The organism is Bradyrhizobium aeschynomenes (assembly GCF_013178945.1).
Taxonomy (GTDB): Bacteria; Pseudomonadota; Alphaproteobacteria; order Rhizobiales; family Xanthobacteraceae; genus Bradyrhizobium; species Bradyrhizobium aeschynomenes.
Genome location: NZ_JABFDM010000019.1, coordinates 1 through 20,439 on the forward strand (window position 1 = coordinate 1; position 20,439 = coordinate 20,439).

General features: G+C 67.5%; 15 protein-coding genes. 5 read left to right on the top strand and 10 right to left on the bottom strand.

Annotated elements, in window-relative coordinates:
* Positions 1-192: 192 nt before the first annotated feature.
* The 5 genes from HL666_RS32275 to HL666_RS32295 form a co-directional block, all read right to left on the bottom strand.
* The gene (locus HL666_RS32275; protein WP_172185650.1) at positions 193-1,497 is read right to left on the bottom strand and encodes an MATE family efflux transporter; all 1,305 of its coding nucleotides are present in this window, start codon (positions 1,495-1,497) and stop codon (positions 193-195) included.
* Positions 1,498-1,640: 143 nt separating this feature from the next.
* Positions 1,641-2,375, bottom strand: a complete 735-nt coding sequence (locus HL666_RS32280; RefSeq protein WP_172185581.1) for an MBL fold metallo-hydrolase — start codon at positions 2,373-2,375, stop codon at positions 1,641-1,643.
* Positions 2,376-2,388: 13 nt separating this feature from the next.
* Complete coding sequence (locus tag HL666_RS32285; protein WP_172110273.1) at positions 2,389-2,697, bottom strand: DUF6460 domain-containing protein; 309 nt, start codon at positions 2,695-2,697, stop codon at positions 2,389-2,391.
* A gap of 275 nt (positions 2,698-2,972) precedes the next feature.
* A complete protein-coding gene (locus HL666_RS32290) occupies positions 2,973-4,847 on the bottom strand; it encodes an ATP-dependent DNA ligase (protein ID WP_172185583.1) in 1,875 nt (624 codons plus the stop codon).
* On the bottom strand, positions 4,844-5,890 hold the full coding sequence (locus tag HL666_RS32295) for a ligase-associated DNA damage response exonuclease (RefSeq protein WP_172185585.1): 1,047 nt from the start codon (positions 5,888-5,890) through the stop codon (positions 4,844-4,846). Before HL666_RS32295 ends, HL666_RS32290 begins: the two co-directional genes overlap by 4 nt.
* A 113-nt stretch (positions 5,891-6,003) precedes the next feature.
* Here HL666_RS32295 and HL666_RS32300 point away from each other — a divergent pair, with 113 nt between their 5' ends.
* The 4 genes from HL666_RS32300 (at position 6,004) to pdeM (ending at position 11,851) form a co-directional block, all read left to right on the top strand.
* Positions 6,004-6,930 carry a methyltransferase domain-containing protein gene (locus HL666_RS32300; RefSeq protein WP_172185587.1) on the top strand — a complete coding sequence of 309 codons (927 nt, stop codon included), beginning with the start codon at positions 6,004-6,006 and terminating at the stop codon, positions 6,928-6,930.
* A gap of 117 nt (positions 6,931-7,047) precedes the next feature.
* Positions 7,048-8,277: an ABC transporter substrate-binding protein gene (locus HL666_RS32305; protein ID WP_172185589.1), complete on the top strand. Its 1,230-nt coding sequence runs from the start codon at positions 7,048-7,050 to the stop codon at positions 8,275-8,277.
* Positions 8,278-8,608: 331 nt separating this feature from the next.
* On the top strand, positions 8,609-11,149 hold the full coding sequence (locus HL666_RS32310; RefSeq protein WP_172185591.1) for a ligase-associated DNA damage response DEXH box helicase: 2,541 nt from the start codon (positions 8,609-8,611) through the stop codon (positions 11,147-11,149).
* 48 nt (positions 11,150-11,197) lie between these two features.
* Positions 11,198-11,851: a ligase-associated DNA damage response endonuclease PdeM gene (gene pdeM, locus HL666_RS32315; protein ID WP_172110581.1), complete on the top strand. Its 654-nt coding sequence runs from the start codon at positions 11,198-11,200 to the stop codon at positions 11,849-11,851.
* Positions 11,852-11,992: 141 nt separating this feature from the next.
* Here the strand turns inward: pdeM and HL666_RS32320 are convergent, their stop codons facing one another.
* Positions 11,993-12,859, bottom strand: coding sequence for a LysR family transcriptional regulator (locus tag HL666_RS32320; RefSeq protein WP_172185652.1), 867 nt, complete (start codon positions 12,857-12,859; stop codon positions 11,993-11,995).
* A 96-nt stretch (positions 12,860-12,955) separates the two neighbouring features.
* Between HL666_RS32320 and HL666_RS32325 the strand changes: the two genes are divergently transcribed.
* Complete coding sequence (locus tag HL666_RS32325) at positions 12,956-13,876, top strand: DMT family transporter (RefSeq protein ID WP_172185593.1); 921 nt, start codon at positions 12,956-12,958, stop codon at positions 13,874-13,876.
* Here the strand turns inward: HL666_RS32325 and HL666_RS32330 are convergent.
* From HL666_RS32330 to HL666_RS32345, 4 genes are all read right to left on the bottom strand, one after another.
* The gene (locus HL666_RS32330; RefSeq protein WP_172185595.1) at positions 13,873-14,658 is read right to left on the bottom strand and encodes a TIGR02186 family protein; all 786 of its coding nucleotides are present in this window, start codon (positions 14,656-14,658) and stop codon (positions 13,873-13,875) included. The two genes, HL666_RS32325 and HL666_RS32330, sit on opposite strands and share 4 nt — an antisense overlap.
* Entirely contained in the window at positions 14,655-15,581 is a 927-nt protein-coding gene (locus HL666_RS32335) for a sulfite exporter TauE/SafE family protein (protein WP_172110579.1), read from the bottom strand. Before HL666_RS32335 ends, HL666_RS32330 begins: the two co-directional genes overlap by 4 nt.
* Positions 15,582-15,737: 156 nt before the next feature.
* Positions 15,738-16,571, bottom strand: a complete 834-nt coding sequence (locus HL666_RS32340; RefSeq protein WP_311976806.1) for a COG3904 family protein — start codon at positions 16,569-16,571, stop codon at positions 15,738-15,740.
* A gap of 193 nt (positions 16,572-16,764) precedes the next feature.
* Entirely contained in the window at positions 16,765-20,298 is a 3,534-nt protein-coding gene (locus HL666_RS32345) for a tetratricopeptide repeat protein (RefSeq protein ID WP_172185597.1), read from the bottom strand.
* Positions 20,299-20,439 lie beyond the last annotated feature (141 nt).

The window sequence follows — 20,439 nt, forward strand, 5'->3', positions numbered from 1 at the left end:
ATCACCTAAGGGGAGTGAATCACCGTTCGTCAGCTAACGGAATCCATTTATGAGTACAGATCCTAGTTCAGCTGCTGCGTCATTCTCCACTGTCATCCCCGCGCAGGCGGGGATCCAGTACGCCGCGGCGGCTGTTGTTGAATCGAGACGGCACGGCGTACTGGATCATCCGCTTGCGCGGATGATGACAGTTTAAATTGTCGGACGAGCAGGGCTCTTCTCAAACGATGCCCTCAGCAGCGCCGGATAGCGTGCGGCCTGGAAGCCGCCGCGGGCGGCGTAGAAGCCGAGCAGGGCAATCCATAATCCGGTGTTGCCGTAGCCGCGCAGGGTGAACCAGATCGCGAGGAACACGATCAGCGCAGCGATCATCAGATTGCGCATGTCGCGCGCCCAGGTGGCGCCGATATAGACGCCGTCGAATGCGAAGGCGAACACCGACAGCAGCGGCGAGGCGACCACGAACGGCAGATAGTCGCGCGCGGCGCTGCGAACGCCGGGGCTTGCCGTCATCACATCGATCAGGTCAGGCCCGAACAGCGCGAAGATCACGGCGACAACGAGCGCGAAGCCGAAGCCCCAGACCAGCACCAGCCTCGTCGCGCCGGCGAAGGCGCCCCTGTTGCGCGCGCCAAAGGCGTAGCCACAGAGCTGCTCCGCGGCGTTGGCAAGCCCATCGAGAAAGAACGCCGCCACCAGCAGGAAATTGTTCAGCACTGCGTTGGCGGCGAGCGTGGTGTCGCCGGCACGCGCGCCCTGCGAGGTGAAGAACAGGAAGGCTGCGATCATCGCGGCGGTGCGGATCATGATGTCGCGATTCACCGCCATCATGTGCATCAGCTTGACGCGGTCGAACAACGCGGGCGGCGAGAGACCGCACGTCGTCGAGACCAGCCGGTGCGCCAGAACCAGGCCGATCACCACGCCGACGGCCTCCGCAATCAGCGCGGCGATCGCAGCGCCGGCAATGCCGGTTTCCAGCACCTGCACCAGCAGAATGGTCGCCGCCATGTTGATCAGGTTGATCGCGACCTGGACCGCGAGCGCCAGCTTGGCGCGCGCCAGCCCGACGAGCCAGCCGAGCAGCACGTAGTTGGCGAGCGCGAGCGGCGCCGACCAGATTCGCACGGTGAAATAGGTTCGCGCGGCGCCGAGGACGGCATCGCTGCCGCCCATGATCTCGAAGATGATGCCAGCCAGCGGCAGCTGCAGGGCGATCAACGCGACTCCGATCAGTGCAGCGAGCGCAAGCCCGCGGATCAGCACCATCCGGATCTCGTCGGCCTCCCCGGCGCCGAGCGACTGCGCGGTGAAGGCGAGCGTGCTCGCCCGCAGGAAGGCGAACAGCCAGAACAGGCAGTCGAAGATCACCGAGGCCATCGCCACGCCGCCGAGCATGGCGGCTTCGCCGAGCCGGCCGATCGCCGTGGTCGAGACGATGCCGATCAGCGGCGTGGTCAGGTTGGCGATCATCGCGGGACCTGCGATGTCGAACACCTGGGCAGTCGTGACGGCCGCCCCCTTGGGTCCCGGTGAATGCAATGGAATGCTCGCTCGCCTGGCCCGTGTCACCCGCCGCGCTGCTGCGGCGGTCTCAGCCCCGGTCCGGGCCTACCATAGCCGGCACCGCTGATATGATGCTAGAGATCAATCGTCATACCGTCATGCGCTGTCTCATGCGGCAGGTTCGGCAGCCGCCGCAGCATGTCGTCGCTCATATGGGTGAGCACCAGCCGCTTCGGCCTGATCTCGTCGAGATGGGCCTCCAGCGCCGCGAGGCTGAGATGGTTCTTCACGGGCTTGTCGAACGTATAGGCTTCGGCGACGAGCAGGTCGGCCTCGCGGCCGAGCGGGATCAGGCTGTCCGTCCATTCGGTGTCGGCGGTGTAGGCCACCACCTTGCCCTCGGCTTCGATGCGGTAGCCGAGAAACGGCCCGCCGGAATTGCCGTGCACGACCGGAAACGGCGTCACGCCGACGTCGCCGAAGCGCACCGGCTGCTCGGGCGCGAGCTCGACCACCGACAGTTCGAACTTGCGCGGCGTGCTGGAGGAATGCTCGAACATCGCCTCCATCACCTGCGTCAGCCGCGTCGCGATGCCGGCGGGGCCTGCGATCACCAGCGGCTGCGTCCGCCGCGAGAATTGCGCGTCGAGCAGCAGGAAGGGAAGGCCTGCGAAATGATCGCCGTGGAAATGCGTGATCAGGATCAGCGCGACATCGTTGCAGGCGATGCCGAGCCGCTTCAGCGCGAGCAGCGACGAGGTACCGCAGTCGATCAGCAGGTTGGTGCGCGCGCCCGTTAGATGGAAGCAGGTGTTGGACCTGCCGCCCGAGCCGAACGCGTCACCGCAGCCGACGAAGCGGAGCTGCATCGGCTGTGCTCCTTCATCTGCCGCGCGGGGCAAACAGCCGCGACAGGAACCAGATCGGAATCACGATCACGGCGCCGAGCAGGAAGTAGCGCCACAGCCAGTTGAAGGCGTCGAAGCCGAGCTCGTAGAGCCGGATGAACAGCAGCCGGATGCTGTGCAGGATGTTCAGCGGGTCGAAGCCGATCGCCGACAGCACGACACCGACCAGGATGGACAGCAGCACCAGCCGGAACGCGACGGCGACCGGCGAGCCGCCGAGAAAGCGATACAGGCCATCCGAGCTGCGGCCGCGGGCCGGATAGTCCCTGATGTCGTTCGACATGTCATCGTCTCCAGGCGGGTTCGTCGGATTCGCGAGGGCACATTATAAAGCACGGCAGGGCAGGTGGGGAACCCGCGCCAGCGGCGCAAGCTGGTTACTGCCATTTAATGTTCCGCGCACGCGCCCACTTTTGCTGGTGCACGCGCTCTCCATTTTCGTCATGGCCGGGCTTGACCCGGCCATCCGTCTTTCGAGGGGGATGGATGCCCGGGTCAAGCCCGGGCATGACGAGCCACAAACTGTCACGCCCGTTGTGTCGAAAACCGAGAGCATTCTTACCTCGCCGTCTCGCTCTTCAGCATGCGCTCCAGCGTTTCCAGCCGGTCGGCGTCGCGCGGCGGCTTGTCCCAGCGCAGGCGGTTGATGCGGGGGAAGCGCATCGCGACGCCGGATTTGTGCCGCGGCGATTTCTGCAGACCCTCGAATGCGACCTCCAGCACCAGGCCCTGTTCGGGCTCGTGCACGACGTGACGGACGGGGCCGAACTTCTCCGTGGTGTTGCGGCGGACGAAGCGGTCGATCTGCAGCAGCTCCTCGTCGGTGAAGCCGAAATAGGCCTTGCCGACCGGAACGAGCTGATCGCCGCCATCGCCTGACGTCCACACACCGAACGTGTAGTCGGAGTAATAGGACGAGCGCTTGCCGTGGCCGCGCTGCGCATACATCAGCACGGCGTCAATGATGTGCGGATCGCGCTTCCACTTCCACCACTGCCCCTTCGGCCGGCCCGGCAGATAGACCGCGTCGCGCCGTTTCAGCATCACGCCCTCGACCGCCTCGGCATCGTCCCCGGCGCCGGCCGATGCGGGATCGGCGCGCGCAGCCGTCAGTTCGTCCCAGGTGGAGAATGCGACCGTCGGTGACAGATCGACGCGTGGATCATCGAGGCGCCTGATGAACGCTTCCAGTTTCGCGCGCCGCGCTTCGAATGGCAGCTCGCGCAGATCATTCTCCTCGTCGCCGAGCAGGTCGTAGGCGCGCAGGTGGATCGGGTAGTCCTTCATCAGCTTCGGCGACACCGTCTTGCGGTTCAGCCGCTGCTGCAGCACGTTGAAGCTCTGCACGCGCTGATCACGCACGACCAGCAGTTCGCCGTCGAGCGCGCCCGGCAGATGCAGCGACGGCAACAGATCAGGGAAGCTCGCGGTGATGTCCTCGCCGCTGCGCGAATACAGCCGTGTGACCATGCGGCCATCAGCCTCGCGGCCGCTGACTGCCTGCACCCGGATGCCGTCCCATTTCCACTCCGCGATGTAATCGGTCGCGGTCATGCCGGCGAAGTCATCGTCCTCGACGGCATGCGCCAGCATCACCGGCCGGAACGGCGCGGGATCACGATTGACGGGCTTGTCGCCGCGGCCTTCCAACCAGGCAAACAGATCGAGATAGGGCGGCGCGAGGCCCGGCCAGATCAGTTCGACCTCGTGAGGGTCCTTGTCGCCGAGCGCTGCCGCCGCCGTCTTGGCAAGGCGCGCCGAGATGCCGATTCGAAGCGCGCCGGTGACGAGCTTCAGCAGCGCCCAGCGCCCGGTCTCGTCGAGCTCGTCCAGCCACTGCGCGAGCTGTCTCGGCATCTCGGTCTTGCCGAGCGTACGCAGCGTGGTAACGACCTCGGTGAGCGTCGGCGGCGGCGGGTTGTTGTGGCCGGGCGGGGGCTGGTTCGAGGGACCACCCGTGGGGGACCCCCCTCCCTGACCCTCCCCCACAAGGGGGGAGGGAACGGAGAGAGCGGTGCTCGGAAGGACGAGGTCAGTGGCTGAGCCATTGTCCGATGTTGCCCGAGCTGCAACCTCCGCACGCCACTCGGCTCCCTCCCCCCTTGTGGGGGAGGGCTGGGGAGGGGGGTACCCGGAAACGAGTTGCTGCTGATGCGCGCCACTCTTCGGCCACATCAGTGCGACGGTCTCGGAGAGATCGCCGACATAGTCATACGACAATGCGAACAGCACCGGGTCGGTGCGTGCGGCGATCAGGTCGCGGATCAGCGCCGGCTTGGCGTGCTTGAACGAGAGCGCGCCGGTCAGCGCGGCCAGCGCGTAGCCGCGGTCGGGGTCCTCGACCTCGCGGAAATACGAGGTCAGCAGGCGCAGCTTGTTGTTGCGGCCGGGCTCGTAGGCGAGGCGGTCGAGCAGTTCGGCGAAGCGGTTCATGCCTCGGCGTCCTCCGTGGCCACCGCTTCGCTCTCCTCTTCGTCGCCATAGCCGACGAGATCGAGCGGCCGTGCCGCCAGCCCTTTGCTCCGGCACCAATGCACCAGCGCATCCTCCTGGCCGTGCGTCACCCAGACCTCGCCGGCGCCGGTGGCCGCGATGGTCGCAGTCAGCCCATCCCAGTCGGCATGGTCCGAGATCACCAGCGGCAGCTCGACGCCGCGCTGCCGGGCGCGGGCGCGCACCCGCATCCAGCCCGAGGCGAAGGCGGTGACCGGATCTGGAAAACGCCGCGTCCACAGATCGGAGGTGGCGCTCGGCGGCGCCAAGGTGATGGTGCCCGCGAGCTCCGCCTTTTTGACGCCCTTGACCGGCCTGAGCTCACCGAGCGCGACGCCCTTGTCCTGGTAGTAGCGCGTAATCTTCTCCATCGCGCCATGCAGGTAGATCGGTGCGTCATAGCCGGCCTCGCGGATCAGCGCGATCACGCGCTGCGCCTTGCCAAGGGAATACGCACCGACGAGATGCGCGCGCTCGGGAAACAGCGCCACCGAGGCCAGCAGCTTGCTCACCTCGTTCGCTGCCTCACCGTGGCGGAACACGGGAAGACCGAACGTCGCCTCGGTGATGAAGACGTCGCACTGCACCAGCTCGAACGGCGCGCAGGTCGGATCTCGTGCATCCTTGTAGTCGCCGGAGGCGACGATGCAGGTGCCGCCGCAGGACACCTTGATCTGCGCCGAGCCCAGCACGTGCCCCGCGGGATGAAAGCTGACCGCGACATCGCCGAGCCGGACCGCCTCGCCATAGCGGATCGCCTGCGTCGCACCGGCGAAGTTCTCGCCATAGCGCAGCCGCATGATGTCGAGCGTCTCCTGCGTCGCCAGCACCGCGCCGTGGCCGGCGCGTGCGTGGTCGGAATGGCCGTGCGTGATCAGCGCCCGTTCGACGGGGCGCACGGGATCGATGTGAAAGCCGCCGGCCTTGCAGCACAGGCCGGCGGGAACGGGCAGGAGGATGTCTTGCGGGCGCATGGTGGTCATATAGGTCTCGGGTTGGAAATTTCAGCCGGTCCCACACTCCGCCCGTCATGCGCGGGCTTGACCCGCGCATCCATCTCCTGGAATGACAGCGCCGCCCAGACCATGGTTCCCAGATGCCTCACCGCCTGTTCCTGTCCTCCGGCGATCTGATCGCCGACCGTCGCTACGAGTTCGCCCGCGACCTCGAATTGAAGGGCGATCTGGTCGCCGCTGCCGAGGTGATGGAGCAGGCGCTCGAGGTCGCGCCGAATTTCGCCTCGGCCTGGTTCGAGCTGGGCAAGATGCGGATTGCACTCGGTGAAACCGACAAGGCGATCTCGGCCCTGCAGAACGCCGTTGCCGCCGATCCGGATGACCGCCACGGTGCCGGCGTGCGGCTGATGCAACTCGGCGCCTCGCCACTTGCCGACATGCCGAAGGCTTATGTGCAGTCGCTGTTCGATCAATACGCGCCGCGCTTCGAAGCCGAGCTGATCGAGCGGCTCAACTACCGGGCGCCCAGCATCCTGTTCAAGGCCGTGCTCGCGGTGCGCGCCGCCGAGAGGAAGCCGGCCCATTTCAAGCGCGCCATCGATCTCGGCTGCGGCACGGGCCTCGGCGCCGCCGCCTTCGCCAAGAACGTCGACGGCTTCGTCGGCATCGACCTGTCCGCCGGCATGATCGCGGAGGCGCGCGCGACCGGTCTCTATGCCGAGCTCGAGGTCGACGACATGACGGCGGGCTTGCAGCGCCGGCCGGACGCGTCCGCGGATCTCGTCCTCGCCGCCGATGCGATGGTCTATGTCGGCGACCTCGCGCCGGTGCTGCGCGAGATCGAACGTGTGCTCAGACCCGGCGGACTGCTGGCCTTTACCGTCGAGACGCATGATGGCGCTGGCGTGATCATGGGCAAGGGCCTGCGCTATGCCCATGCTGCGGAATATCTGCGCGGTATCATCGCGGGGGCGCGTTTGCAGCCGATGCATCTCGATCCGGCATCGCCGCGCACCGAAGATCAGGTGCCCGTGCGTGGGCTGGCCGTCGTTGCCGGCAAATCTTGAGTCTACACGCTAGGACCGGCGGCGCATCGCATTGCACTGCGCCGGTTGGTCGCAACTTGGCTCTTGCGTGGCTCTCCCGATCCCAGAAAGATAGGCCAGTCTAGGGAGAGACAACAAATGAAGAAGAATCTGACCCGGCGCGATTTCTGCGCCACCGCGCTTGCGACCTTGGGTGCGTCGACCATCGCCTCGCCTTATGTCTGGGCGGCCGAGAAGAAGTACGACGCCGGCGCCAGCGACACCGAGATCAAGCTCGGCCAGACCATTCCGCATTCCGGCCCCGGCTCGCTGTATGGCGTGCTCGGCCGCGTCGGCGAGGCCTATTTCCAGATGCTGAACGAGCAGGGCGGCATCAACGGGCGCAAGATCAAGTTCATGACGATGGACGACGCCTATAGCGCGCCGAAATGCGTCGAGGCGACACGGCGCTTGGTGGAGCAGGACGAGGTGCTGGCGCTGTACGGCTCGCTCGGCACCGCGCCGCAGACCGCCGTGCACAAATACCTCAACTCCAAGGGCGTGCCGCAGTTGCTGCTCAACACCGGCGCCTCGAAGTGGAACGATCCGAAGAACTACAAATGGACCATGGCCGGCTTGCCACTCTATCCGACGGAGGCACGCATTCTCGCCAAGCACGTGCTGAGCGTGAAGCCCGAGGCCAAGATCGGCATCCTCTATCAGAACGACGATTTCGGCCGCGACTTCCTCGGTCCCTTCAAGAAGACGCTGGCCGACGCCGGCGGCAAGGCGCAGGTGATCATGGAGCAGACCTATGATCTCACCGAGCCGACGGTGGACTCGCAGCTGATCAACCTGTCGAAGTCGGGCGCCGACGTCTTCTATAACATCTCCACCGGCAAGGCGAGCTCGCAGTCGATCCGCAAGGCCGCCGAGCTCGGCTGGAAGCCGCTGCAATTGCTGTCGGCGGGCTCGACCGGCCGCTCGATCCTGTCGGCTGCCGGCTTCGACAACGCCAAGGACATCGTGGCCATCCGCTACTCCAAGGACGCCGGCGTGCCGCGCTGGAAGGACGATCCCGACGTCAAGGCGTTCGAGGCCCTGCGCGCCAAGTACCTGCCGAATGTCGATCCGGACAACAGCATCGCCTATGCCGGCTATGGCCAGGCGGCGTCGATGGCGGAGATCCTGCGCCGCTGCGGCGACACGCTGACGCGCGAGAACGTGCTCAAGCATGCCACCACGCTCGCCGGCTTCCACTCCCCCTATTTCCTCGACGGCGTGAATTTCAGCTACACGCCGGACGACTACACGCCGATGAAGACGCTCTACATCTCGATCTTCAACGGCAAGGACTGGGATATCTCGGCCAAGCCGGTGACGGAGTAGTCGGCGGGCGTCTTCCGCGACGGTGGAAGGCCCGCGCGTCCGCCGTCGAGAGGTTCGCGCCTGGCGGTTCGAAATCGGTGTCATTCCGGGGCGCCCGCAGGGCGAGCCTGGAATCCATCGAGCCGCACATTCTGTCGTGACATGGATTCCGGGCTCGCGCTGCGCACCCCTGGAAGGCCGGCGGAGACAGCCGCATCGCCACTACGCAAGTTGGACGACGGCTTGGCAGGCTTGACCGGCGCGCGCCGCTGCCTCTGCGCGCCATGCTTGCCCGCTCCATGGCAAGGCCTGGCCCCTCGACGAACCGCGAGCGACTGCCTACCTTCCCTCGGTGCCACCTCGCGTCTCATCAGCCCCACCCGACGACCGCGCCGCGCTGCCGGACCATGTCACCCGATGGTTCGCCGCGCGCGGCTGGGCGCCGCGTGCCCATCAGCTGGCGCTGCTGGACAAGGCGCGTGCGCAGCGCTCGGCGCTGCTGATTGCTCCAACCGGCGCCGGCAAGACGCTGGCGGGGTTCCTGCCCACCTTGGTCGAGCTGGGTGACAAACCAACAGCGCGATCCGTCGCCCGTCCCGCCGGCCTGCACACGCTCTACATCTCGCCGTTGAAGGCGCTCGCCGTCGACATTGCCCGCAATCTCGACGCGCCGATCTCCGAGATGGGGTTGCCGATCAAGGTCGAGACCCGCACCGGCGACACGCCGGCGACACGCAAGCAGCGCCAGCGCCGCTACCCGCCGGACATCCTGCTGACGACGCCCGAGCAGCTCGCGCTGCTGCTGGCCTCCGACGATGCGCCGTTTCTGTTTTCCTCGCTGAAGCGCGTCGTGCTCGACGAGCTGCATGCGCTCGTCACCTCCAAGCGTGGCGATCTGTTGTCGCTCGGGCTGGCGCGGCTGTGGCGGCTCGCGCCCGAGATGCGCATGATCGGGCTGTCGGCGACGGTGGCCGAGCCCGATCAGCTCGCGCGCTTCCTGGTGCCGCAGCCAGTTGATGCCGAGGCGGCCGCGGATGTCGTCGTCGCCGGCGGCGCCGCGCAGCCGGTCGTCGAGATGCTCGACACGCGCGAACGCCTGCCCTGGGCCGGCCACACCGCGCGTCACGCGATGGCCGAGATGTATGAGCTGATCAAGGCCAACAAGACCACGCTCGTCTTCGTCAACACCCGCAGCCAAGCCGAGATGCTGTTCCAGGAGTTCTGGCGCATCAACGACGACAATCTCGCCATCGCGCTTCACCACGGCTCGCTCGACGTCGCCCAGCGGCGCAAGGTCGAGGACGCGATGGCCGCGGGCAAATTGCGCGGCGTGGTCTGTACCTCCTCGCTCGATCTCGGCGTGGATTGGGGTGACGTCGATCTCGTCATCAATGTCGGCGCGCCCAAGGGCTGCTCGCGGCTGATGCAGCGCATCGGCCGCGCCAATCACCGGCTCGACGAGGCCTCGCGCGCGGTGCTGGTGCCGGCCAATCGCTTCGAGGTGCTGGAATGCTCGGTCGCGATCGACGCCGTCGCCGACAATGCGCAGGACACGCCGCCCTTGCGCACCGGCGCGCTGGATGTGCTGGCGCAGCATGTGCTCGGCTGCGCCTGCGGCGAGCCGTTCGCGAGCGACGAGCTCTATGCTGAAGTGATCGCGGCTGCGCCCTATGCGACGCTGTCACGCGCCGATTTCGACGATGTCGTCGATTTCGTCGCGTCCGGCGGCTACGCGCTGAAGACCTATGAGCGCTTCGCCCGCATCAAGCAGGATGCGAAAGGGCGCTGGCGTGTCGCCAATCCGAAGGTGCGGCAGAGCTATCGGCTGAATGTCGGCACCATCGTCGAGGAGGCGATGCTCAAGGTGCGGCTGGTGCGCTCGCGCGCCGGGGCCAAGGGGGGCACCACAGGCGCGATCGCGCGCGGCGGCCGGCTGCTGGGTGAGATCGAGGAGTACTTCATCGAGGGCCTGACGCAAGGCGACACCTTCGTGTTCGGCGGCGAGATCGTGCGCTACGAGGCGCTGGCCGAGGATCAGGTCTATGTGTCGCGCGCCAACGATGCCGATCCCAAGGTCCCATCCTACATGGGCGGCAAGTTTCCACTCTCGACCTATCTCGCCGAGCGCGTGCGCGGCCTGCTCGACGATAACAGCGCCTGGTCGCAACTCCCCGACCAGGTGCGCGATTGGCTGGCCTTGCAGAAGGACGTCTCGCGCATTCCGGCGCAGCGTGAGCTGCTGGTGGAAACCTTCCCGCGCTCCAACAAGCACTATCTCGTCTGCTATCCGTTCGAGGGCCGGCTCGCGCATCAGACGCTCGGCATGCTGCTGACGCGGCGGCTGGAGCGGGCGCGTGCCCGGCCGCTCGGATTCGTCGCCAACGAATATGCGCTGGCGGTCTGGGGGCTCGGCGACATGTCGCTGATGACCGCGCAGGGCCGGCTCGACCTCGCGGCGCTGTTCGATCCGGACATGCTGGGCGACGATCTCGAGGCCTGGCTCGACGAGTCCGCGCTGATGAAGCGCACGTTCCGCTCCTGCGCGATCATCTCCGGCCTGATCGCGCGGCGCTCGACGACGGAAGAGAAGACGCGGCGGCAGGTGCTGTTCTCGACCGATCTCGTCTACGACGTGCTGCGCCGGCATCAGCCCGATCACATGCTGTTGCGCGCCGCCCGCGCCGACGCCGCCACCGGCCTGCTCGATCTGAGGCGTCTGGGTGATATGCTGGCGCGCATCGAGGGCCGAATCACCCATCGCCCGCTCGATCGCGTCTCGCCTCTGGCGGTGCCGGTGATGCTGGAAATCGGCCGCGAATCCGTCTATGGCGAGGCCGCCGACGAGCTCCTGGCGGAAGCCGCCGAGGAACTCGTGAAGGAGGCGATGGGGTAGGCGAGAAGCGAGGCGGATTTGCGGGGGGCTGTCTGCGTATCGGGCATGATGGACGTCGCCGGCACCGCGCTGCGCGTCGATCTTTCCGGTGCGCTCGTCTGGGACGAGCAGCGCCTGCTCGTCGTCTCCGATCTGCATCTGGAAAAAGGTTCGAGTTACGCGTCGCGCGGCACCCTGCTGCCGCCGTTCGACACGGTCGCGACCCTGCGCCGGCTCGAAGCCGTGATCGCGCACTACGATCCCCGCACCGTGATCGCGCTCGGCGACAGTTTTCATGATCGCGACGCGCATACCCGCCTGACCGGCGACGACCGCGCCTGCATCGCCAACCTGCAGGTCGGCCGCGACTGGATCTGGATCACCGGCAACCACGATCCGGCGCCGCGCGGCGTCGGCGGCGAGCTCGCCGATGAAATCACGCTCGGCGCCGTCACCTTCCGCCATGAGCCGACCGGCGCGCCCGGCGAGATCGCCGGCCATCTGCATCCCAAGGCCCGCGTGGCGACCCGCGCGCGCACGCTGGAGCGCCGCTGCTTCGTCTCCGACGGCGCGTGCGCGGTGATGCCGGCGTTCGGCGCCTACGCCGGCGGCCTCAGCGTGCGCGACGCGGCGTTCGCCAAGCTGTTCCCGAAGCGCGCGTTCACCGCGCATGTGCTGGGCGATACGAGGCTGCACAGCATCGCTGCGGCGAGGTGTTATTAGTTGGACGCATAGTGCTGTGAGTTAGGCGGAATGGTCAAAGTCGATCATTCAGTTTTTGAAGCGTTGATGCCTGCCGTAGGCACCGCTGCGCCCTCTCCCCCGCTTGCGGGGAGAGGGAACACGCTGCCCGCGTGGCGATAACTACGCCGCCTTCGCCTGCACCTTCTCGCAGAACTCCGCCAGCCGATCCGCCAGCCGCAACGTCGCCGGGCTCGCATCGGGCGATGCCACCAGAGCGACCTCGGTGCGGTCGATCGGCGCAAAGCCCTCGCGCGCCGTCAGCACGCGATGCTCCGACTGCACCGACATCTCGGAGAGAATGCTCAGGCCCATCCCGGCCGCAATCGCAGCCTGGACCGCGGCGAGGCTCGACGACGTGTAGGCCATGTGCCAGGCGCGGCCCGCGGCTTCCAGCGCGTGGATCGCGCGGGTGCGATAGAGGCAGCCGAGCGGAAAGCCGATCAGCGGCAGCGAGCGGGCGTCGAGGTCGATCGGATGGCTCCTGCTGGTCACCCAATGGACCTGCTCGGGCCAGGCCGCGATCGCCGCGGGTGCATCGTCGACCCCGCGCTTGAGCAGCGCGAGGTCGAGATCGCCGCGCTCGATGTCGCGCTTCAGGTTGAGACTCTGGTCGGCGCGCACGTCGAGCCGCAGATCGGGATGAGCGCGCGAGAATGCGGCGAGCAGCTTGGCGAGCCTGTAGGCGGCAAAATCCTCGGGGATTCCGAGCTTCACCGCGCCGGCCGGACCCGGCCGGGCCACGACGTCGCGCGCTTCTTCCGCAAGCGCCAGCAGGCGCCGGGCATAGGACAACAGCCGCTCGCCGGCTTCCGTCGGGGTGACCTCGCGGCCGTCGCGGTTGAGCAGCGTCTGTCCGAGATCCTCCTCGAGGCGCCGGATCTGCTGGCTCACGGTCGATTGCGTGCGGTGGACGCGCTCGCCGGCGCGGGTGAAGCCGCCGGCCTCGACCACCGAGACGAAGCTGCGCAAGAGGTCCAGATCGAGCATCGGAACCGCCATTCGAAATTCCACTGACTCTCAGTCTATCATTTAATTTCCAGATGGGGAAGAACAGCCCTACGTCGGCGGTGAAGGAGACCGCCGATGTCGTCCGTTTCATCTCCGGCTGCCGTGAGTCCGATGAAGTCCAGCCTGCTGCCGCTCGAAATTGGCCTGTTCTGCCTGTTGTGGAGCTTCGCCTTCGTCGCCGGCAAGATCGGCGTGACCTATTGTCCGCCGCTGCTGCTGCTCGCGGCGCGGTTCTCGCTGGCCGGTGTACTGATCCTTGTGATCCCGATGATCCGCGGCGAGCTGCGGATGAGCTGGCGCGATGCCGCGGTGTTCGCGATCATCGGCATCGCCAACAACGCGCTCTATCTTGGCCTCGGCTACACCGGCCTGCAGACGGTGTCGGCCGGGCTCGGCGGCCTGATCGTGTCGGCGAATCCGGTGTTCACGGCGGTGTTCGCCGCGCTGCTGCTGGGCGAGCCGCTCACCTTTCGCAAGGTCGCAGGGCTCGCGCTCGGCACCCTCGGCGTCGCGATGATCGTGTGGCACCGCATGTCGGTCGGCACCGACCAGCTCGAAGGCATCCTCTACACGCTGGCGGCGCTGGCCTCGATCGTCACCGGCACCATCCTGTTCAAGCAGCTCGCGCCGAAGGGCAGCCTGTGGGTCGGCAACGGCATCCAGAACCTCTCGGCCGGCCTCGTGCTGTGGCCGGTCGCACTCGGCAGCTTGAGCATTCACGACGAGATCGTGCTGAATGCGCAGCTCATCGGCGCCTTTGCCTACCTGGTGCTCGGCGGCTCGATCCTCGCTTACGTGCTCTGGTTCCATCTCCTGAAGGTGTGTGGCGCGACCGCGGCCAGCGCCTATCATTTCGTGATGCCGCCGCTGGCGATGATCTTCGCCTTCCTGGTGCTCGGCGAGCACGTCGCGCTGCAGGATCTGCTCGGCGTCATCCCGGTCGCGATCGGCATCTATCTGGTCACGCGGGCGCCCGCACGGGCACCGGCGGCCTAGTCCCTTCGGAACACGATCGAGGCCATCCATCCGGTCATCAGCGCCATCGCGGCCGTGACGAGGCCGTAGACGAAGCCGTTCTGCCGCGCCGACGTCGCGACGAACTGCTCGAAGCCGACCTTGACGATTTCGAACGCGGTCTCCGTCTTGGTGACGAGCGTACCATCCGCGAGCAGCTTGATCTCGACCTCATAGGTGCCGATCGGCACCGCCGCGGGCAGGGGAATGCCGGTGCGGAACAGCGTGGGCGTCAGGAACGTCACCGCGGACGTGTCCTCGCGATACAGGCCATGCTGCGACTGCAGTCGCACGAAGGCGCTGCGGAACGCGTCGTTCGGCACCACGTCGGCATAGTCGGGGCCGACGCGCTGAGTCAGCAGCACGTTGTTGAGCCCGAGCTGCTGGCGGCGCTGCACCTCGGACGCGGCCATGGCGTCGAACGGCCGGTTGGCGAACAATGCGAGATAGCCCGGCACTTTCAGGAACTGGCGCGAGTCGGTGTTGATCCAGATCCCGAATTTGCGCTCCTTGCGCCGCGTCACCATGTCGGCGCGCGGCCCGCGCACGGTGACGACGAGATCATAAGCGGCGGCGGTCCGGCTCGCCGGCGTCTGTGCGTCCTTCTCGACCGAGCCGAACAGCACCAGCTCCTCGCCGGAATAATTCGGCGTCACCGTGACGCGGTGATTGGACACCGAGACGATCAGACGCTCCGCATGCGCCGAGGCCGCGCCGGCGAGCAGCAGCGTCAGGGTGAGGGCAGCGAGGCGGCAGGGGGTCATTGACTGCCTCCCGTCTCGCGGATCGTGAACAGGTCCTCGGGCCGAATCACGAGCTCGATCGCGAAGCGGATGCCGACCGCGAGGATCAGCAGGCCGAGCAGCAGCCGCAACTGCTCGCCACGGATCATCTGCCCGGCGCGGGCGCCGAACTGCGCGCCGGTGACGCCGCCGACCATCAGGATCAGCGCCAGCACGGCATCGACCAGATGGTTGCTCATGGCGTGCAGCATGGTCGCGATCATCATGGTGGCAAGCGTCAGCACCATCGAGGTGCCGATCACGGTCGAGGTCGGCACGCGCAGCAGATAGATCAGCAGCGGCACCAGGATGAAGCCGCCGCCGATGCCCATCACGGCGCCGAGAAAGCCGATGAGGATGCCGATGCCGATCACCGGGATGACCGAGACGTAGATCTTGGAGCGCTTGAAGCGCATCTTCAGCGGCAGGCCATGGATCCAGACATGGCTGCCCGGACGGCGTACCGTGGCGGCCGCGCCCTGGCGTGCGCGCATGATCGCGCGCAAGCCTTCCCAGAACATCACGCCGCCGACGCTCGTCAGCAGGACGACATAGGACAGCGCGATCATCAGATCGAGCTGGCCGAGCGAGCGCAGCAACGTGAAGGTGGCGACGCCGAGCGCGGTGCCCAGCGTGCCGCCGATCATCAGCACCAGCGCCAGCGAGGGATCGATCGCCCGCCGCCGCCAATAGGACAGCGCGCCGGAGAACGAGGACGCGGCGATGTGGCTGGACACCGAGGCGACGGCCACCGCCGGCGTGATGCCCACGAAGATCAGGAGCGGGGTCATCAGGAAGCCGCCGCCGATGCCGAACATGCCGGAGACGAAGCCGACGGCCGCGCCCATCGCCAGCAGCAGGAAGATGTTGACCGGGATGTCGGCGATGGGAAGGTAGATCTGCATCCGCGCGGCCCTGCGAGCGTTCAACCGGAGCATCCCGCGCATGCGAAGCAGGTTGCTTGGTCCTGCATAACCGAAAACGGCGCCGAAGGGACCAAGGATTCCCGCGCGAACTCACATCGACCGTGCCGAGCGGGGCGTGCGGCCCGTGCTGCCCAATCAGAGAGCTTTGACCGGGGTCGTGACCAGCTTCATCGTCTCGGCCTCGCCCGGATCGAGCCAGCGGATGTCGCGGGTCTGCGACATGGCTTCGATGACCTGCGACGAAACGCCCATGCGCGTCATGTAGCCGAGGATTGCTCCGGTGACACGCTGGGTGTCGGCAACGGCATCTTGGCCCAGAGCTCGGCCTTGGGCCTCCGAGGTGAACCGGTGCACGCCGAGCGCCGATCCGTCGAGGCCGTAGCGGGTCTGGCCTCCCGCGAAGGCGAACACGCAGGCGCTGGCGCAGAAGCCGGCCCGAACCCGGCCGCCCTTGTCGGCCACGCCGACGGCGGTGGACAGACCGTGCGCCCGGATGATCTCGCCCATCAGCACGCCCTGCTCGAGATTGCCGCCGGGGGAGGACAACAGAACCACGTCGCCGGGTTTCAGCTGCGACTCCTTGATCCGCTCGCGCAGCCAGATCGCTGCGGCCGGCCCGATGCGGCCGCTGACCGCGAGCACAGCGCGGCCGCCGCCAGCCTCAGCATTTGCCACCAGCGTGGAGGACAGGCTTGGCGAGACGTACTGGTCCATCCAGAACGACCAGGCGTCGGGTGCCGACAGGTCGCGATAGGCCCGGATGCCCGCGCTCAGCAGCAGAATCGTGAAGAAGACGGCCGATCCCAGCCGGCCCCATCGAAATCCCGGCCGCTGCGCGCCAGCTCCTCGCTGGACTTGCGGAGGCGGCGGGGCAGGGGTGAAGCCCGGCTGGGGCCGGGGCGCCACCCGCGGTCCGGTCGGCGAGTGCCGGAAGCCCATGCCTTCATGCTGCTCGTTCGCGCCCGACACCCGACTGCACTCCTCCGCGGCATCCGAACGACACCGGCAAGATATCTATAACGTTCAACGGTGCCACACTATGGCGTGCGGGCGCGCGTCGTCCGGGATTCTGCGCCAATGATTGTGGGCTCGTGCAAAAGGGCGCCACGATCGTGACGCCCTTGCTGTCGCCCCCCTTGTCGGGGCTGAACGAAAGTTTGGATCAGCGCGGTGCCGCCGAGGCCGCCCGCTTGGCCAGCGCTGCCTTCGCCGCGGCGGCCTTGGCGATCGCCTGATTGCCGTCCCAGCCGCCCGCCGGAGCCGGCACGTTCACGGCGTCGTCCGGCTGCGGCTCGACCGTGAAGGTCTGGATCGCGAGCTTGGCTGCGGCGAGCGACTGCGCGTCGAGCCGCTTGGCGACGTCGTCGCGCTTGCGTCCGGCATCCACATCGCCCTGCGCAGCGGCCAGCGTGAACCATTTGTAGGACTCGGCGAGGTTCTGCTCGACGCCGATGCCGCGCGCGTAGAGGATCCCGAGGTTGAACTGGCTGTCGGCGACGCCGCGCTCGGCCGCCTTGCGGAACCATTGCGAGGCGCTCTTGTAGTTCGCGCCCTTGCCGCCGCCGTCGGCGTCGAGCACGGCCAGATTGTGCATCGCCTTGGCGTTGCCGCGCTCGGCGGCCACCACGTAGTAGCGGCGCGCGATATCGGCGTCCTTCTTCACGCCGAGGCCCTTCTCGTAGAAGGTGCCGAGACGGAACACGGCCGGAATGAGCCCGGCCTGCGCCGCGCGGTCATACCATTTCGCTGCTTCCTCGTAGTTCGGCGCGATGCCCTTGCCTTCCGCGAAGCGGACGCCGACCTCATAGGCCGCGGTCGGATCGCCCCTCAAGGCGGCGCTGCGCAGAGTGAGTCCGCCGACCGCGTCGGGAAGCTTCTCGGAGGCCGGCACCTGGACGAGGCCGAGCCGCTGGCCGTTGGCGGCGGTCGGAATCGTGCCGGTGATGTCGGTCGTGGTCGCTGCCGGAACGGTCGCCGGCTTCTCGATATCCTGCGGGATCGCGAGCATCGCGATCGTCTCCGCCTCCGTCGGCATCGCCCTGTTATAGGACTGGCGATCGATCGGGGTGGGCGAGGTCAGCGACGGCACGGACTGGTCCGGCGTCGTCGGTCGCGGCGACATGCTGGGCGCCGCCGACGGCATCTGCGCACGCGGCGTCTCGCCCTGGGTTTCCATCGATGAGACGGGCGGCGGCGTGCTGCCGGTGTCGAGCAGCGACATCGCGAATTTGAAGGTGCCGAGCACGATCACGACGACGCTGGCGCCGACCAGCAGCGAACGGATCTTCGAGCCGATGGTCGAGACCTCCTCATCGCCTTCGGCGGTCAGGGCGATGGTCGGCTTCTCCTTGGTCTTGGCCTTGGCCGGTTCCTTGGGAGCGTCCTTGACGATCTCCTTCGGCGGCTCCTTGGCCTTCTCCTTGGGCTTCTCCTTCTTCGCCTTTTTGGCGTCGACAGGTTGTGCGGCGGCGGCGGCCTGTGCGGCGCGCCGGGCGGCCGCAATGAAGCTCGATGTCGAGACGGGCTCGCGCTTGCCGGCCGGCAGCTCGCTCAGCGCATCCTCCGAGGCTGCGATCCGTTCTGCGGGCGATGCACTCCGGCCGGGCGGGCGCGTGCCGGGCTCCAGCGGATGATCCGGCGGCAGCTCCGGGACGATCGCGGCCGGACGCGCCGCCGCCTGCGCGGCATGCGGCTCCAGAATGTCGGCAATGGCCTTGGGCGGGACCGGCGGCGGCATCGTGGCGGCGGGCGCAGCCGCGGCGTGGAAGTCGCGCGGGGCAGCCGCGTATGCCGGCTGGTCAACGGGCTGGGCCGAGGCCTGAGGGGCGATCGGTGGCGCGATGTGCGCCGCGGCCGGGTTCGGCAGCTCGGGCCGATACGAAGGTTCCGTCCTGACCGGTTCGGCATAGGCGTGCGCAGCCTGCGGCGCCGGCGCACGTGCGGCAGCCGGCATCGGCGGCTCGATCGGCGGGGCGAGGGGCGGCAGCACGGCCGGCTGGCTCGTCGTCGCGCGCACGTTGCGCAGATCGCCCTCGATCATGGCGAGGCGGTCGACGACGTGGCCGAGCGTGTTGTGGACCGCCTCGAGCGAGTCCTGGGTGTTGCGGTCGGTTTCGGTCTGGCTGAAGCGGATGTCGGACAGCTCGCGCTTGACCATGTCGACCAGGCCGGTGTCATGCGACGACTCGCGCTGCGACCGGCTCTCGGACAGCGCGGCGAACGTCGCCTGCTGCCGCTCGAGGTAGCGCAGGATATCCTGCAGCCCGTCCTCGACGCGGGACATGTTGCCGCCGCGCGGATCGTTGGCGGCTTCCAGCCGCTCGAGCAGATAGCTGATCCGCTGCTCGAGATGGGTGATGGCAGACGAACCGTCATTGCCGACCTGGAGGCGGTCGATCCGGTCGGACAGGCCGCGCAGCGCGTCCTCGATCTGGGCGGTGTTGTCGGGCGCGGGCGCCGGCGGCTCGCGGTTTTCCAGGGTCGAGGTCAGCGCGGCGATGCGCTGTTCGAGGGCTGCGAAGGAATCCTGGAACGAGTCGTGGGTGTCACGCGCCTGCGTGATCTGGTCGACCTTGGACGACAATTGCCGCAGATCGTCCGATAGCCGTTCCAGGGCATCGTTGGAGGCGACATTGGCCACGATCGCCCGCAACGCCGTGATGGCATTTTCGAGCTGCTGAACCGTGCCGGGGTCGTCATTGGTTCGCAGGATCAGATCCAGCTTGGCGCCGAGATTTCGAATGGCTTCGTCATAGACGGCGAGGTGCTCGGCAGGCTTCAGCGAGCCGACCACCTCGCGGATGTCTGTCAGCGCCCGTTCGATGCCTGCCAGCACCTGGCCGTCGACGCCGCTCTGGCGGTTCTCGTCGATGCGCCGGGACAGCGAGCGGATCTCGTTCTCGATCGATTCGATCGCGCGCCGCGGCATCGCCTCCGTGATGGTGAGGCGGATCTCGGCAAGCTCGGTGCGGAAGCCCGCGATCGACTGCTCGATTCCGTCGTCGGGACGATGCAGCGACTCGATCTGGCTGGTGATCTTGAGGAGCTGCCGCTCGAGTTGCGAGAAATCCGGGCCGGGAGCCGGCGGCGGGGTCTGCGGCGCGCCGGGTGGCGTCATCAATGGCGCTGCGGCCGGCGCCATGCCGGGCGCCGTCGGCGGCGCCTGATGCGGCGGCAACGCGCGGGCATTGTCGAGCTCGCTCTGCCGGGCGCTGATCTCTGCAACGGCGACGTCGAAGGAGCCGGCGCTGAGAGCGGCGGGACGGTAGAGCTGCGCAGCGGCGCGCTCGATGCCCTCGGGACCGCGATAGCGTTCCTCGGGAGCCGACTTGGGCAGCGGCGTCGAGATCTGCGACAGGCGGGCGTCGAGCCGGGAGATGGCGTCATTGAGCTGGCGGGCTACGCCCTGCTCGTCGCGCGGCGCGTCCTTGCGCGCTCCGGGCCGCGACATGTGCTCGATCTGGCGGGCGATGGAATCGAGCCGCTGATGAATGTCGGCGACCTCGCGCGCATCGCGGTTGACCGGCGGCGCAGTGCGCGGCGCGGGGGTGCCGCGGAAATCCGGCGGGGCGGACGCGCCGAGCGTGGAATTGATCCAGTCGTTCAGCGTCATTCCGGCGCGTTGCGCCGCGGCCTCGGCCCTCTCGCGGACGGACGGGTCGATGCCTTCATTACTCCACGGTACGCGCGAATTCATGTCTCGTCCGGTTCCGCTTCCAGCGCTCCACCAAGCGCCTCCAGCCTCCCCACGCGTCCCGAAGCGAGCATGATCGGAATCCGCGCAGTTCGCCTGCTACTGATCCCGACTTTTGACTTTTACGGTAAATAACGGGTTAAG